The organism is Burkholderia sp. AW33-5, assembly GCF_053427615.1.
The window spans coordinates 92,042-107,209 of the sequence record NZ_JBSAXA010000002.1; the positions used below are offsets into that span (position 1 = coordinate 92,042).

At 67.4% G+C, this 15,168-nt stretch carries 11 protein-coding genes; 8 read left to right on the forward strand and 3 right to left on the reverse strand.

From position 1 onward, the window contains the following. The first annotated feature begins 46 nt into the window (after positions 1 to 46). Positions 47 to 1,459: an MFS transporter gene (locus ACV22V_RS03920; protein ID WP_448013084.1), complete on the forward strand. Its 1,413-nt coding sequence runs from the start codon at positions 47 to 49 to the stop codon at positions 1,457 to 1,459. A gap of 175 nt (positions 1,460 to 1,634) precedes the next feature. On the opposite strand, the gene ACV22V_RS03925 is transcribed toward ACV22V_RS03920, so the two are convergent. Beyond that, positions 1,635 to 1,910 carry an oxidative damage protection protein gene (locus ACV22V_RS03925; RefSeq protein ID WP_006478357.1) on the reverse strand — a complete coding sequence of 92 codons (276 nt, stop codon included), beginning with the start codon at positions 1,908 to 1,910 and terminating at the stop codon, positions 1,635 to 1,637. Between the two features lie 49 nt (positions 1,911 to 1,959). Beyond that, entirely contained in the window at positions 1,960 to 3,339 is a 1,380-nt protein-coding gene (gene argA / locus ACV22V_RS03930) for an amino-acid N-acetyltransferase (protein ID WP_044847668.1), read from the reverse strand. A gap of 23 nt (positions 3,340 to 3,362) precedes the next feature. Here argA and hrpA point away from each other — a divergent pair, with 23 nt between their 5' ends. The 5 genes from hrpA (at position 3,363) to ACV22V_RS03955 (ending at position 11,416) form a co-directional block, all read left to right on the forward strand. Next, positions 3,363 to 7,523, forward strand: a complete 4,161-nt coding sequence (gene hrpA, locus ACV22V_RS03935; protein ID WP_448013087.1) for an ATP-dependent RNA helicase HrpA — start codon at positions 3,363 to 3,365, stop codon at positions 7,521 to 7,523. A gap of 161 nt (positions 7,524 to 7,684) precedes the next feature. Continuing rightward, positions 7,685 to 8,674, forward strand: coding sequence for a YVTN family beta-propeller repeat protein (locus ACV22V_RS03940; RefSeq protein WP_059535900.1), 990 nt, complete (start codon positions 7,685 to 7,687; stop codon positions 8,672 to 8,674). A gap of 16 nt (positions 8,675 to 8,690) precedes the next feature. Beyond that, positions 8,691 to 9,665 (forward strand): sterol desaturase family protein, encoded by a 975-nt coding sequence (locus tag ACV22V_RS03945; protein ID WP_059690959.1) that lies wholly within the window; start codon positions 8,691 to 8,693, stop codon positions 9,663 to 9,665. A 111-nt stretch (positions 9,666 to 9,776) separates the two neighbouring features. Next, positions 9,777 to 10,604, forward strand: a complete 828-nt coding sequence (locus ACV22V_RS03950; protein ID WP_059535897.1) for an EI24 domain-containing protein — start codon at positions 9,777 to 9,779, stop codon at positions 10,602 to 10,604. Beyond that, entirely contained in the window at positions 10,601 to 11,416 is an 816-nt protein-coding gene (locus tag ACV22V_RS03955; protein WP_223965410.1) for a competence/damage-inducible protein A, read from the forward strand. The genes ACV22V_RS03950 and ACV22V_RS03955 overlap by 4 nt, the downstream gene beginning before the upstream one ends. Before the next feature lie 136 nt (positions 11,417 to 11,552). On the opposite strand, the gene ACV22V_RS03960 is transcribed toward ACV22V_RS03955, so the two are convergent. Further along, complete coding sequence (locus tag ACV22V_RS03960) at positions 11,553 to 12,017, reverse strand: rhodanese-like domain-containing protein (protein ID WP_059535893.1); 465 nt, start codon at positions 12,015 to 12,017, stop codon at positions 11,553 to 11,555. 406 nt (positions 12,018 to 12,423) lie between these two features. Between ACV22V_RS03960 and glnA the strand changes: the two genes are divergently transcribed. Continuing rightward, positions 12,424 to 13,839 (forward strand): type I glutamate--ammonia ligase, encoded by a 1,416-nt coding sequence (gene glnA / locus ACV22V_RS03965; RefSeq protein ID WP_059535891.1) that lies wholly within the window; start codon positions 12,424 to 12,426, stop codon positions 13,837 to 13,839. Between the two features lie 161 nt (positions 13,840 to 14,000). Then, complete coding sequence (gene glnL / locus ACV22V_RS03970) at positions 14,001 to 15,143, forward strand: nitrogen regulation protein NR(II) (RefSeq protein WP_448013090.1); 1,143 nt, start codon at positions 14,001 to 14,003, stop codon at positions 15,141 to 15,143. Positions 15,144 to 15,168: the final 25 nt, after the last annotated feature.

Genomic DNA, 15,168 nt, shown 5'->3' on the forward strand with positions numbered 1-15,168 from the left:
AAGGCGCGCGACAGTCGCGCCGCCGATCACAAACATGGAGACATCGATGAGCCGTCCGCAATCCCCGTCCGCCGCGCAGCCGCGGCCCGGCCGCGCCGCCCTCGCGGCGTTCGTCGGCACCACGATCGAGTGGTACGACTTCTACATCTACGGCACCGCCGCCGCGCTCGTATTCGGCAAGGTGTTCTTTTCGAGCACGATGAATCCCGGCGTCGCGACGCTGCTCGCATTCGTCACGTTCTGGGCCGGCTTCGCCGCGCGGCCGCTCGGCGGAATCGTGTTCGGGCATCTCGGCGATCGCGTCGGCCGAAAGACCGCGCTCGTGATCACGCTGGTGATGATGGGGCTGGCCACGACGGGCATCGGCCTGCTGCCCGGCTACGCGTCGATCGGTGTGTGGGCGCCGGCGGGCCTCGTCGTGCTGCGCGTGTTGCAGGGCATCGCGGTCGGCGGCGAGTGGGGCGGCGCGGTGCTGATCGCGAGCGAGAACGCGCCGAAGCATCGCAGCATCCTCTATGCGGCGTTCGCGCAGCAGGGTTCGCCCACCGGCAACCTGCTCGCCACCGCCGCCTTCTTCGCGCTGAGCGCGCTGCCGACGCCGTCGTTCCTGATGTGGGGCTGGCGCATTCCGTTCCTGCTGTCGGCGGTGCTCGTGATCATCGGGATGGTGATCCGGCTGCGGCTCGAGGAATCGATCGACATGCAGCGCGTGCTCGCGCGCAAGCGCACGGTGAAGCTGCCGCTGCGCGACGTCGTGCGCGACCACTGGCCCGTCGTGCTGCTCGCGGCCGGCACGCTGCCGGTGATCAACGTCACGTATTTCCGCAGCACCTTCGCGCTGTCGTGGGCGACGAAGGAGCTCGGCTACGCGCAGGGCACGTTTCTCGGCATCCTGTCGATCTCGCTCGTCGTGCAGTTCCTGATGCAGCCGGTCGGCGCGTGGTTCGTGTCGAAGGTCGACATGCGACGCGCGATGTGCTGGATCCTGATTCCCGAGATCGTGCTGATGCCGGTGATGTTCCATGCGCTTGCGACGCGTTCGTACTGGATCGCCGTCGCCGGGATGTGCATCTCGACGATCCCGTCGGCGATGTTCTACGGCGCGGTCGGCGGCGTGCTCGCGCGCGTGTTTCCGGCCAACATCCGCTACACGGGCCTGTCGCTCGCGTATCAGTTGAGCGCGCTCGTCGTGGGCGGCGGCACGCCGGTGCTCGCGCAGGCGATCCTGAACGCGACCGGCAGCATCGTCGGTGTCGCGATCGCGTCGGGGCTGTACGCGCTCGTGTCGCTTGCGTGCATGCTCGCGCTGCTGAATCGCACCGGCTACCGCGCGGACGAGTTGTCGACGGCCGAGCGCAGCGATGCGGCCGAATGGGATGCCGAAGGCGCGAGCGCTGAAAGTCCGATTGGCGAGACCGCGCAGGCGGGCGACCGCGGTGCGTTGAAACCGGCGGGTTGAATCCGCCGGGCCGGCGCGACTTGCCAATTCGGCGGCGGCGTACGCGCCGGACGGATCGCGTCGCCTCGATTCCGCCCTCCCAAAAGCAAACGGCACCGTGCGATACACGGTGCCGTTTGCCTTGCTTCGCTTCGCAACGCGGCCGGCGCGACCGGCCCGCGCGATTCGCGGTGCGTCAGCCTTCCGTCGGCGGCACGTAGCCGGACGCCTGGTCCGCGCCGTCGCCGAAGAAGTACTTCTCGGTCTGCTTCATCAGGTACTGGCGCGCGCGCGGGTCGGCCATGTTCAGGCGGTTCTCGTTGATCAGCATCGTCTGCTGCTTGAGCCAGCCTTGCCACGCTTCCTTCGACACGCTTTCGTAGATGCGCTTGCCGAGTTCGCCCGGCAGCGGCGGGAAATCGAGACCTTCGGCTTCCTTGCCGAGCTTCGCGCATTGGATCATTCGAGCCATCGTGTACTTCTCCTGTAATCGGTCTGGGGGAGGGCAGTCGTGCCTGCGCTCAGAGCTGCTTCATCAGCACGAGCGACTTGCGCTGCCAGTTGTAGAGCTTGCGGCGGTCTTCCGGCAGGTCGTCGACGCTGACCTTGACGAAGCCGCGCTTGAGGAACCAGTGCTCGGTGCGCGTCGTGAGCACGAAGATGTGCGTGAGGCCGCGCGCGCGGGCGCGCTGCTCGATGCGCTTGAGCAGGCGTTCGCCGTCGCCCGAGCCCTGCGCTTCCGGCGCGACCGTCAGGCACGCCATCTCGCCGATCTTCTCCTGCTGGTACGGATACAGCGCCGCGCAGCCGAACAGCACGCCATCGTGCTCGATCACCGAGAAGTGGTCGATGTCGCGTTCGATCTGGTGGCGGCCGCGCCGCACCAGCGTGCCGTCGGATTCGAGCGGCTCGATCAGCGACAGGATGCCGCCGACGTCGTCCGGCGTCGCTTCGCGCAGGCTCTCGAGGTTCTCGTACGAGATCATCGTGCCGACGCCGTCGTGCAGGAACAGTTCGAGCAGCATGCTGCCGTCGAGCGACTGCGGAATCAGGTGGGCCCGGGTCACGCCGCCGCGGCAGGCGCGGATCGAGTGCTTCAGGAAGAACGCGTCGTCGCCCTGGATGTTGCCGGAGTCGAGCAGCTCGGCGGCGGCGTCGAGCGACATTTCGCGGATCAGGCCGCCTTCGTCGTCGACGATGCCGGGCGCCTCGGTCAGGAAGATGATCTTGTCGGCGCGCAGCGCGATCGCGGCGGCCGATGCGACGTCTTCCATCGACAGGTTGAACGCCTCGCCGGTCGGCGAGAAGCCGAGCGGCGACAGCAGCACGAGCTTGCGGCTCGCGAGCGAATGACGGATCGATTCGGCGTCGATCTTGCGCACGATGCCCGTGTGCGCGAAATCGACCCCGTCGAGAATCCCCACCGGCCGGGCGGTCACGAAGTTGCCGGACACGACGCTGATGTGCGCGTGCGCCATCGGCGAGTTCGGCAGACCCTGGCTGATCGCGGCCTCGATGTCGAGACGCACTTCGCCGGCCGCTTCCTTCGCGGATTCGAGCGCGCGCGCATCGGTGATGCGCAGCCCGTGCGAAAACTCGGATTCGACACCATGCAGGCTCAGCTGCTCCTCGACCTGCGGCCGCGAGCCGTGCACGAGCACGATCTGGATGCCCATCGCCTGCAGCAGCGCGATGTCGGACACGAGCGCGTTCAGCAGCCCCTGCTGCACCACCTCGCCGCCGAACCCCACGACGAACGTGCTGTTGCGGAACTTGTGGATGTAAGGCGCGACGGAGCGCATCCAGTCGACGAACTGCGCGTGGCTGGCGGCCGAATCGTCGGCGGCCGGCGGCGTCGCGGCGCCGGTCTGGGCGGGTGGGAGGTCGGTTTGGGAATTCATGGGCGGGATTATAATGCGCCCCCATGTCGAATGTACCTAAAAGTCCCGCGCCGACGCGGGCCAAAGCGCCGTCGGACCGGCACCCGGAAGGGGCGGCCGATGCGCGTCAGCAGCAGGGTCAGCCGCCGCGCGGGCCGCGCGGCGACGAGCGGCGCCGCGAGCCGGGCCAGCCGGCCGCGCAGGGCGCGCCCCAGGCCGCCGGCGAGCGCGCGCCGCGCCGCGAGCGTCCGCCGCGCGCGGCCGTCGCGCCCAATCCCGTTCCGCCGATCACCTACCCCGAAAGCCTGCCCGTGTCGGGCAAGCGCGACGAAATCGCGCGCGCGATCGCCGGTCATCAGGTCGTCATCGTCTGCGGTGAAACGGGTTCGGGCAAGACCACCCAGCTGCCGAAGATCTGTCTCGATCTCGGCCGCGGCCTCGGCGCCGGCGGCACGGGCCTGATCGGCCATACGCAGCCGCGGCGCCTGGCCGCGTCGTCGACCGGCCGGCGCATCGCCGAGGAGCTCGGCACGCCGTTCGGCGAGGTGGTCGGCTACAAGGTGCGCTTCACCGACAATCTCGCGCCGGGCGCGTCCGTCAAGCTGATGACGGACGGCATCCTGCTCGCCGAGACGCAGACCGATCCGCTGCTGAAGGCGTACGACACGCTGATCATCGACGAGGCGCACGAACGCAGCCTGAACATCGACTTCCTGCTCGGCTACCTGAAGGAAATCCTGCCGAGGCGGCCGGACCTGAAGCTGATCGTCACGTCCGCGACGATCGACGCCGACCGCTTCGCGCGCCATTTCGGCACCGACGCGCGCCCGGCGCCCGTGATCGAGGTGAGCGGGCGGCTGTATCCGGTCGAGATGCGCTACCGGCCGGTGGCCGAGGATCGCCCGGCCGTGAAGCACGCCGAAGGCACGGGCGGCCGCGATCGCGTGAAGACCGCGCGCGAGGCCGAACGCGACCTGATGGACGCGATCGTCGACGCGGTCGACGAACTGTGCCGCGAAGGCCCCGGCGACGTGCTGGTGTTCCTGCCCGGCGAGCGCGAGATCCGCGAGGCGGCCGAGGCGCTGCGCAAGCATCATCCGCCGCATACCGAGATCCTGCCGCTGTTCGCGCGGCTGTCGGCGGCCGACCAGGACAAGGTGTTCAAGGCGTCGAACGCACGCCGCATCGTGCTCGCGACCAACGTGGCCGAAACGTCGCTGACGGTGCCGGGCATCCGCTACGTCGTCGACACCGGGCTCGCGCGCGTGAAGCGCTATTCGTACCGGAACAAGGTCGAGCAGCTGCAGGTCGAGTCGATCTCGCAGGCCGCCGCGAACCAGCGCGCGGGCCGCTGCGGCCGGGTGGCCGACGGCGTCTGCATCCGCTTGTACGAGGAAAGCGACTACCAGGCGCGCGCGCGTTTCACCGATCCGGAAATCCTGCGCTCGTCGCTCGCATCGGTGATCCTGCGGATGAAGTCGCTGCACCTGACCGCGATCGAATCGTTCCCGTTCCTCGAGCCGCCGCCCGGCCGCGCGATCGCGGACGGCTACCAGCTGCTCAACGAACTCGGCGCGGTCGACGACGACAACGCGCTGACGCCGCTCGGCCGCGAACTCGCGCGGCTGCCGCTCGATCCGCGCGTCGGCCGGATGATTCTCGCCGCGCGCGATCAGCAGTCGCTGCGCGAGGTGCTGATCATCGCGAGCGCGCTGTCCGTGCAGGACCCGCGCGACCGTCCGATCGAGGCGCAGGAGCAGGCCGACCAGGCGCACCGCCGGTTCGCCGACGAGCGCTCCGAATTCCTGCAGTGGCTGAAGATCTGGGCGTGGTTCGAGGAAGCCGTCGCGCACAAGAAGTCGAACCGCCAGCTGATCGACGCGTGCCGGCAGAACTTCCTGTCGCACCTGCGGCTGCGCGAATGGCGCGACGTCCATTCGCAGCTGCTGACGGTCGTGCGCGAGCACGGCTGGCGCCTCAACGAGGTCGAGGCGACCTACGAGCAGGTCCATCTGGCCCTGTTGACGGGCCTGCTCGGCAACCTCGGCATGAAGGCCGACGACGATCCGCATTACCTCGGCGCGCGCGGGATCAAGTTCTACCTGTGGCCGGGCTCGGCGCTCGCGAAGAAGGCAGGCCGCTGGGTGATGGCGGCCGAACTCGTCGAGACGAGCCGGCTGTATGCGCGCTGTCTCGCGAAGATCGAGCCGGAGTGGGTCGAGAAGATCGGCGCGCATCTGCTGAAGAAATCGCTGTCGGAGCCGCATTGGGAAAAGCGTCCCGCGCAGGTCAGCGCGTTCGAGCGCGCGACGCTGTACGGGCTGCCGATCTACCACCGCCGGCGCGTCGCGTTCGGCAAGCAGGATCCGGCGCGGGCGCGCGAGCTGTTCATCCGCGGCGCGCTGGTCGAGGGCGAGTTCGACACGAAGCTGCCGTTCTTCGCGCACAACCGCAAGCTGCTCGCCGACATCGAGCAGCTCGAGCACAAGTCGCGCCGCCAGGACGTGCTGGTCGACGACGAGCTGATCTACGCGTATTACGACCAGGCGATTCCGGAGGGCATCCACACCGGCGCCGCGTTCGAGCGCTGGTATCGCGACGAGGCGAAGAAGGGCGGTCAGGCGGAGGAGAAGCAGCGCCTGCTGTACCTGTCGCGCGACGACCTGATGCGCCACGAGGCGGCCGGCGTGACGACCGAGCTGTTTCCGAAGCGCGCGACGATGGCCGGTGTCGAGATGGCGCTCACGTACCATTTCGAGCCCGGCACGCCGCGCGACGGCGTGACGCTCGCGGTGCCGCTGTACGCGCTGAACCAGGTCGACGCGCGCCGCTGCGAATGGCTCGTGCCGGGGATGCTGAAGGAAAAGGTGCAGCTGCTCCTGAAGTCGCTGCCGCAGAAGCTGCGCCGGCACTGCGTACCGCTGCCCGAATACGCGGCCGGCTTCGTCGAGCGGACGGGCCGCGAGCGCTTCGGCGCGGGCGGCCTCGTCGAGGCGCTGATCGCCGACGTGCGCGGCGAGACCCAGGTCGCGATGAAGACGGCCGACTTCAAGCTCGAGACGTTGCCCGCGCACCTGTTCATGAACTTCAAGGTGATCGACGAGCACGGCCGTCAGCTCGCGATGGGGCGCAATCTGGCGCAACTGCGCCAGGAGCTCGGCGCGCAGGCGCAGCAGCAGTTCCAGAAGATCGCGGCGGCGTCGACGATCGCGCCGGGCGGCGAAGCGGGCGACGGCGACGCGGGCGGCGCGCCGGCGCTCGCCGCGGCGGCGGGTTCGACGGCGAAGGGCGGCAAGCCGGGCAAGGGCGCGGCGCCGCACACGGCCGCTCCGGCGGAAGCCGGCGCGACGGCGCTGTACGAGAACCTGACGACGTGGAACTTCGGCAAGCTCCCGGAACTGCTGGAGATCCGCCGCCGCGGCCAGACGCTGTACGGCTATCCGGCGCTCGTCGATCGCGGCACGCATTGCGACGTCGAAGTGTTCGACTCGCCGGAGGAGGCCGCGCGAATCCACCGGGCCGGCTTGCGGCGGCTGTTCGCGCTGCAGCTGAAGGAGCCGATCAAGTTCCTCGAGAAGAACCTGCCGGGGCTGCGCGAGATGGCGATGCAGTACATGTCGCTCGGCACGCAGGACGAGCTGCGCGACCAGCTGATCGACACGGCGCTCGACCGCGCGTGCCTGCAGGATCCGCTGCCCGACGACGACGCGAGCTTCCACGCGCGCCGCGACGAGGGCAGGAGCCGTCTGAACCTGCTCGCGCAGGAGATCGCGCGGCTGGTCGGGCAGATCCTCGCCGAGTATGCGGGGCTTGCGAAGAAGCTCGCGCAGGCGAAGCCGTTCGCGCAGGCCCATGCGGATCTGCAGCAGCAGCTCGCCGCGCTGGTCGGCAAGCGCTTCGTGATCGACACGCCTTACGTGCAGCTTGCACACTTCCCGCGTTACCTGAAGGGCATCGCGCTGCGGATCGACAAGCTGAAGGCCGACCCGGCGCGCGACGCGAAGCAGTCCGGCGAGCTGCTGCCGCTCGTCCAGCAGTATCAGCGCGCGGTGTCGCAGCGCGGCGGCGTCGCCGATTCGCGCCTCGCGGAATTCCGCTGGCTGCTGGAGGAGCTGCGAATTTCGCTGTTCGCGCAGGAACTGCGCACGCCGATGCCTGTCTCTGTCAAGCGTCTGCACAAGGTGTGGGAGTCGATGCAGCGTTAGCGCATCGGCGACCGGCGGGGCCCGCACCGGTTGCGGGCCCCGCCGCGGCCGGCCGCACGGCGGCCGCGACGTGCGTCGAAGTGGCGCAACCCCGCCTTCCGTCAACCGGTGGGGCCCGCCGAGCGTTTTACAATGACTGCTGTTCCACGACGTGAGTCTTCATGCGCACTTTCCTTTCCTTCGGCCGCACGCTTGCGCTGGCCGCCGCCGTGCTGGCGCCCGCCGCACACGCCAATAACGTAATCATCCTCAATTCGGCCGAAGCGACGCTTTCCCTGATCGACCAGCAGACCCGCCAGGTCGTCGGCACGATGCCGACCGGCAAGGAGCCGCACCACCTGATGGCGACGCCGGACAATTCGTCGCTGATCGTCGCGAATTCGGTCTCGAACAGCCTGATGTTCGTCGATCCGAAGACGGGCAAGCTGCAGCGCACGGTCGAAGGCATCGAGGATCCGTACCAGCTCGGCTTTTCGCCCGACAACAAGTGGTTCGTGTCGACCGGGCTGCGCCTCGACCGGCTCGACATCTACGGCTACGACGGCCGCGACCTGCATCTCGTGAAGCGCTTGCCGCTCGCGGTGATGCCGAGCCACATCGCGTTCACGAAGGACAGCAAGACCGTGCTCGTGTCGCTGCAGGTGTCCGGCGAAATCGCGGCGGTCGACCTCGCGACTCAGACTGTCAAGTGGAAGATGAAGGTCGGCAAGGTGCCGGCCGGCCTGTGGCTCACGCCGGACGACAAGTTCCTGCTGGTCGGGATGACCGGCGCGGATTACGTCGCGGTGGTCGACTGGCGCAACCAGAAGATCGTCAAGCAGATCCACACGGGCAACGGCGCGCACAACTTCCGCTCGCTCGCCGACGGCACGCACGTCGCGGTCACGAACCGGGTCGCGAACACGATCAGCATCATCGACGAGAACACGCTCACCAACGTCGGCGACATCACCGGCCTGCTGCCGGGACCGGACGACATGGAACTGTCCGCCGACAAGAAGACGCTGTGGGTGACGTTCCGCTTCGCGAAGAAGGTCGGTATCATCGATCTCGCATCGCGCAAGCTGGTGCAGACGATCGCCGTCGGCCGTTCGCCGCACGGGATCTACTTCTACGACCGCGCGCCGTGGAAGGCTGCGAACGGCGCGTGACGGGCGGAGGCGAGCGATGCTGCACCTGATCGATGCGTTCGTGTCGGACATCCAGACCTGGCTGTACGTCGACGTCGTGCAGCCGCTCCTCTTCAAGTTCAACCTGATGGGCTATGACGAGGACACCTACGACGCGCTGTACTGGGTGATCATCGGCGCGCTGCAGATGGTGCTGATGTTCGTGCTGCTGCGCCCGCTCGAGGCGCTGCTGCCGGTCGAGCGCTGGCAGAACCGCCGCGCGGTGCGGGTCGACGTGATCTATACGGCGATCGCGAAGCTCGGCATCTACGCGCTGTTCTTCTTCTTTGCGCTGCAGCCGGTGTTCGACGGCTTCCAGGCATGGCTGCGCCTGCACGGCGTCGTGAACGTCAACCTCGACTATCTGTGGCCCGGCGTGACGTCGCGGCCGATCGTCGCGTTCGCGATCTACCTCGTCGTGCTCGACTTCGCCGGCTACTGGTATCACCGCTGGCAGCACAAGTTCGGCATCTGGTGGGAACTGCACGCGGTGCATCACAGCCAGCGGCAGATGTCGCTGTGGTGCGACGACCGCAACCACCTGCTCGACGACGTGATCCAGTCGTGCTTCTTCGCGTCGATCGCGCTCGTGATCGGCGTGACGCCGTCGCAGTTCGTCGTGCTGACCGCGGTCACGAACTTCATGCAGAGCATCCAGCATACGAATGCGCGGCTGTCGTTCGGCCGGCTCGGCGAGCGCCTGCTCGTGAGCCCGACCTTCCACCGGCGCCACCACGCGGTCGGCTACGGCCACGAAGGCACCAAGTACGGCTGCAACTTCGGCGTGCTGTTCCCGTGGTGGGACATGATGTTCGGCACCGCGTCGTGGAACCGCACGGTCGAGCCGACCGGCATCCGCGAGCAGATCGAAGGCGTGTCCTACGGCGACGGCTTCTGGGCGCAGCACGGCCTCGCGTTCGTGCGCATCTTCCGGCGCCTCGTTCCCGCGAAGCGCGGCGCGGCGTCGGCCTGACCCCGTCGCTTTCCCGTTGAACGGCTCTCCTGCACGGCCCGCACGCGCTTTGGCGCATGCGGGCCGTGTGGTTTATCCTTTCCCCGTTTTTCTTCGTCGATACAGGTTCGCATGAACGACTTGCTGCGCTCCTTCGTCCGGGCCTTCGTCAGCGCGCTGCATCCGCGCATGCTGTGGCTCACCCTGATGCCGTTCGTCGTCTCGGCGCTGCTGTGGGGCGTCGTGCTGTGGTTCTCGTGGCAAACGCTGATCGACGCCGCGCGCGGCGCGCTCGACGGCTTCGTGCTCACGGCGGTGCTGTACCGCATGTTCGACGCGATCGGGATGTCGCAGCTGCATGCGGTCGTCGCGCCGTTCGTCGTCGTATCGCTCGCGATTCCGCTGATCGTGCTGACCGTGCTGCTGCTGATCGCGACGATCTCGATGCCGGTCGTGATCAAGCACCTGTCGAACCGGCAGTTCGCCGCGCTGGAGGCGAAGCGGGGCGGCACGTTCTTCGGCAGCGTGTTCAATTCGCTCGGCGCGGCCGTCGTCGGCGTCGTGCTGCTCGTCGTCACGATCCCGCTGTGGCTGATTCCGCCGTTCTTCGCGCTGCTGCCGCCCGTGATCTGGGGTTGGCTGACCTACCGCGTGATGACTTACGACGCGCTCGCGCAGCACGCGAGCCGCGACGAGCGCCGTGCGCTGGTGCGGCAGCATCGCTGGCCGCTGATCGGCATCGGCGTCGCGACAGGGCTGCTCGGTACAGTGCCGACGTTCGTGTGGGTGTCGTCGGTCTGGATGATGGTGCTGTTTCCGTTCGTGGCGGCGGCCATGATCTGGGTTTACGCTTTCATCCTCGTCTTTTCGGCGCTGTGGTTCGGGCACTATTGCCTGCGCGCGCTGGACGACCTGCGCGCGAGTTCGCGCGCCACCGCAATCGACATGGGGCAGGCATGAGCATCGGCATCATCATCATCGGCGACGAAATCCTTTCGGGCCGCCGGCAGGACAAGCACCTGGCCAAGGTCATCGAGCTGCTCGGCGCGCGCGGCCTCGCGCTCGACTGGGCCGAATACGTCGGCGACGATCCGGCGCGGATCACCGCGACGATCGCGCGCGCGGTCGCATCCGGCGACATCGTGTTTTCCACGGGCGGGATCGGCGCGACGCCGGACGACCACACGCGCCAGTGCGCGGCCGCCGCGCTCGGCGTGCCGCTCGAGCTGCACCCGGAAGCGAAGGCGCTGATCGCGGAGCGTATCCGCGAGACGCACACCGATCCGGCCCGGCCGGTCGATTTCGAATCGCCGGAAAACCAGCACCGCTTCAACATGGGCGTGTTCCCGGCCGGCGCGACGATCATCCCGAACGGCTACAACCGGATTCCCGGGTTCTCGGTCGGCGATCTCCATTTCGTGCCGGGCTTTCCGGTGATGGCGTGGCCGATGATCGAATGGGTGCTCGACACGAAGTATCAGCATCTCCATCACGCGACGCCGCACGCGGAGCGCTCGTTGTACGTGTTCGAACTGCCGGAATCGACGCTCACGCCGCTGATGGAGAAGATCGAGCGCGATTTCCCGGGCGTGCGCGTGTTCAGCCTGCCGAGCGTCGGCGATGCCGAGCGCGGCGGGATCTACGCGCGCCGGCACATCGATCTCGGCGTGAAGGGCGAGCCGGAGGCGGTCGCGGCCGCGTTCGTGAAGCTGCGCGAAGGCGTGCACCTGCTCGGCGGCGACGTGGTCGAACCGGACGTGCCGCGCGCCTGAGGCCGCGCACCGATCACCGATGCGGGCCGCGCAAGGGCCGCACAAAAACCACGGGCCGCGCAATGCGGCCCGTCATCGGGATGTCATCGCCCGGCTCGACGATGTCGCAGTCGGGCGTGCCTGGGCGGATGCGCCGTCAGGCGCCGATCCACGGCAATTTCCGGAAGCACCAGCCGTCGACCGTCTTGCGGTGGCCTTCGGCATCCTTGCCGCCCTCGAAGCCTTCGAGCAGGTCGAAGGCCTTCGTGAAGCCGGCCTGCGTCGAGGCGACCGCGGCGAGCTTCGAGCGCGCCGCGCTGCGGCACAGGAACAGGATGGGCGTATCGGCCGGGAGGGCCGCTTTCAGTTGATCGACGAATTCGGCGTTCGGCACGCCGCCCGGATAGCGCGTCCATTCGAGGTGCAGGTACTGGCCGTCGCCGACGAGCGGGCGGCCGATCCAGTCGAGCTCGGCGCGGGTGCGCACGTCGACGAGGCGTGCCGACGGGTCGAGCTGCAGCAGTTCGAACGCCTCGACCGGCAGCAGTGCGCCGGCATAGTGGAGCGCACCCTGGGCGCGGCGTTCTTCGGCCTTCGCGTAAAGCTGGTCGAGCGTACTCATGGCAGGAGGTCTCCGTATCGGTCAAACGATCATTCTAGCGCGGCGCCGCCGCGCGGATGTCCGGTCGCCCGGCAGGGTATGCACCGCCCACGCATTCACCAAAAAAGTGCAGAATGGCACGCGTGCACCAGAATGAATCTGCGGCATGGGCATGCTTCGGCATTTGCACCATGGAGGTGCGGCCATGCGATCGCCGATGCGGCGCCTGGCCCCGGAATCGCGCAGCCGGGCCCTGCCGTGGCGCGGTCTGGCGCGATTCATGTCGCTTCTGTGCATGGCTGGCACGGTTGCTGCTATATAGAATTCGGTCGACCCGGGGCGCGCTGCGCCAAAGCCAGACTCCGGGCAGCTCGATAAACGAGGCGGTTCCCAGTCCGCCGGAATTGTTCAATCAGGAGAAGAGGTTATGAGTAAAACCGTCGCCGACGTCATGCAGCTCGTGAAGGACGAGGACGTCAAGTTCGTCGATTTCCGCTTCACGGATACGCGCGGCAAGGAACAGCACGTGTCGGTGCCGGTTTCGGCGTTTGACGAAGACAAGTTCGAAAGCGGTCATGCATTCGACGGCTCGTCGATCGCCGGCTGGAAGGGCATCGAGGCGTCGGACATGCTGCTCATGCCGGACCCGACCGCCGCATTCATCGACCCGTTCTACGAAGAATCGACGCTGGTGCTGACCTGCGACGTGGTCGAGCCGGCCGACGGCAAGGGCTACGAGCGCGACCCGCGTTCGCTCGCGAAGCGCGGCGAAGCGTACCTGAAGAGCACGGGCCTGGGCGACACCGCCTACTTCGGTCCGGAGCCGGAATTCTTCATTTTCGACTCGGTCCAGTGGAACACGGACATGTCGGGCTGCTTCGTGAAGATCAACTCGGAAGAAGCGCCGTGGTCGGCAGGCAAGGAATTCGAAGGCGGCAACACGGGCCACCGTCCGGGCACGAAGGGCGGCTACTTCCCGGTCGCGCCGGTCGACACGTTCCAGGACATGCGTTCGGAAATGTGCCTGCTGCTCGAACAGCTCGGCATCCCGGTCGAAGTGCACCACCACGAAGTGGCGGGCCAGGGCCAGAACGAAATCGGCACGAAGTTCTCGACGCTGGTGCAGCGCGCCGACTGGACGCAATGGTCGAAGTACATCATCCATAACGTCGCGCACTCGTACGGCAAGACGGCGACGTTCATGCCGAAGCCGGTCGTCGGCGACAACGGTTCGGGCATGCACGTTCACCAGTCGATCTGGAAGGACGGCCAGAACCTGTTCGCGGGCAACGGCTACGCCGGCCTGTCGGAATTCGCGCTGTTCTACATCGGCGGCATCATCAAGCACGCCCGTGCGCTGAACGCGATCACGAACCCGACGACGAACTCGTACAAGCGTCTGGTTCCGCACTTCGAGGCACCGGTCAAGCTCGCCTACTCGGCACGCAACCGTTCGGCATCGATCCGCATTCCGCACGTGTCGAACCCGAAGGGCCGCCGTATCGAAACGCGCTTCCCGGACCCGATGGCCAACCCGTACCTGTGCTTCACGGCACTGATGATGGCCGGTCTCGACGGCGTGCAGAACAAGATCCACCCGGGCGAAGCAGCGGACAAGAACCTGTACGACCTGCCGCCGGAAGAGGATGCAAAGATCCCGACCGTCTGCGCAGGCCTCGACCAGGCACTGGAAGCGCTCGACAAGGATCGCGAGTTCCTGACGCGCGGTGGCGTGTTCACCGACGGCATGATCGATGCGTACCTCGCGCTGAAGGAGCAGGAGCTGGCGAAGTTCCGCATGACGACGCATCCGATCGAGTTCGAGATGTACTACTCGCTGTAATCGGCGATGGCGCTTCGATTCAGCGCCGTCATGCCGATTCGTTCCCGTCGCGCGGCTTGCGGCGGGAACCGCGGAGTCTGAAAGGGGACGGCGTCCAGCCGTCCCTTTTTTGTTCCGAGCATTTCCATTTTCCGACCCGCTGAGGCGCGACGACACGCACGATGGCTCTGAAGAATCTGATCAAGGCGAAGACGGGGCAGCCCGAGCGACTGACGGAAGACGAGCGCCTCTCGCGCTCGGGCCTGCTTGCCGGGCTGGAATCGCTGCCGACGGTCGTGATCGTGCTCGACCGCAAGACGCTGCGGGTCGCGTTCGCGAACCCGTCCGCGGAGGCGATGCTCGACATCTCGCGCCGGCAGCTCGCGCAGCGGCCGTGGGGCGAGATTTTCCCGAACGCGAACGAGCTCGCGTCGACGATCACCGCGATCGGCGAGGAGCGCTTTCACGCGACGCATCTCGATACCGTGCTCGACCGGCCCGGCCGCGAACCGCTGCACGTGCATGCGATCGTCGGCTTCCTCGAGACCGCGCCCGATTTCGTGCTCGTCGAGCTGTTCGAGAACGAACGGCAGTCGCGCACCGATCGCGAGGAGCGCATCCACGACCTGACCGCGGTCAACAAGCAACTGATCCGCAACCTCGCGCACGAAATCAAGAACCCGCTCGGCGGCATTCGCGGCGCAGCCCAGCTGCTCGAATTCGAACTGAGCGAGCGCGAGCGCGGCGAGTTGCGCGAATACACGCAAGTGATCATCAAGGAGTCCGATCGGCTGCAGACGCTCGTCGACCGGTTGCTGGAGCCGCATCGGCATCCGCACATCGTCGGCGACGTCAACATTCATGAAGTGTGCGAACGCGTGCGCGCGGTGATGCTCGCGGAATTTCCGCGCGGGCTCACCATCGAGCGCGATTACGACGTGAGCGTGCCGGACCTGCGCGGCGACAAGGAGCAGTTGATCCAGGCGCTGCTGAACATCGTGCGCAACGCCGCGCAGGCGCTGCGCGAACGGATCGCGCAGGGCGACGCGAAGATCGAGCTGCGCACGCGCGTCGCGCGCAAGGTGACGATCGCGAAGCGCCTGTACAAGCTGGCACTGGACTTGCACATAGTCGACAACGGGCCCGGCATTCCGGAGGAGATCCGCGACCGGATCTTCTACCCGCTCGTGTCCGGGCGCGACGACGGCAGCGGCCTCGGCCTCACGCTCGCGCAGACCTTCGTGCAGCAGCACGACGGGATGATCGAGGTCGAGAGCCGGCCCGGCCGTACCGAATTTCAGATCCTGCTGCCGCTCGATCACTGAGCGACGGCATGGCGATTCACCGGAT

What these genes read in the sequence shown, in the direction of transcription:
- glnL (WP_448013090.1), top strand. Translation starts at nt 14,001, where the DNA reads ATGGCTCTGAAGAATCTGATCAAGGCGAAGACGGGGCAGCCCGAGCGA.
- glnA (WP_059535891.1), top strand. Translation starts at nt 12,424, where the DNA reads ATGAGTAAAACCGTCGCCGACGTCATGCAGCTCGTGAAGGACGAGGAC.
- ACV22V_RS03940 (WP_059535900.1), top strand. Translation starts at nt 7,685, where the DNA reads ATGCGCACTTTCCTTTCCTTCGGCCGCACGCTTGCGCTGGCCGCCGCC.
- ACV22V_RS03960 (WP_059535893.1), bottom strand. Translation starts at nt 12,017, where the DNA reads ATGAGTACGCTCGACCAGCTTTACGCGAAGGCCGAAGAACGCCGCGCC.
- ACV22V_RS03925 (WP_006478357.1), bottom strand. Translation starts at nt 1,910, where the DNA reads ATGGCTCGAATGATCCAATGCGCGAAGCTCGGCAAGGAAGCCGAAGGT.
- ACV22V_RS03920 (WP_448013084.1), top strand. Translation starts at nt 47, where the DNA reads ATGAGCCGTCCGCAATCCCCGTCCGCCGCGCAGCCGCGGCCCGGCCGC.
- argA (WP_044847668.1), bottom strand. Translation starts at nt 3,339, where the DNA reads ATGAATTCCCAAACCGACCTCCCACCCGCCCAGACCGGCGCCGCGACG.
- hrpA (WP_448013087.1), top strand. Translation starts at nt 3,363, where the DNA reads ATGTCGAATGTACCTAAAAGTCCCGCGCCGACGCGGGCCAAAGCGCCG.
- ACV22V_RS03955 (WP_223965410.1), top strand. Translation starts at nt 10,601, where the DNA reads ATGAGCATCGGCATCATCATCATCGGCGACGAAATCCTTTCGGGCCGC.
- ACV22V_RS03945 (WP_059690959.1), top strand. Translation starts at nt 8,691, where the DNA reads ATGCTGCACCTGATCGATGCGTTCGTGTCGGACATCCAGACCTGGCTG.
- ACV22V_RS03950 (WP_059535897.1), top strand. Translation starts at nt 9,777, where the DNA reads ATGAACGACTTGCTGCGCTCCTTCGTCCGGGCCTTCGTCAGCGCGCTG.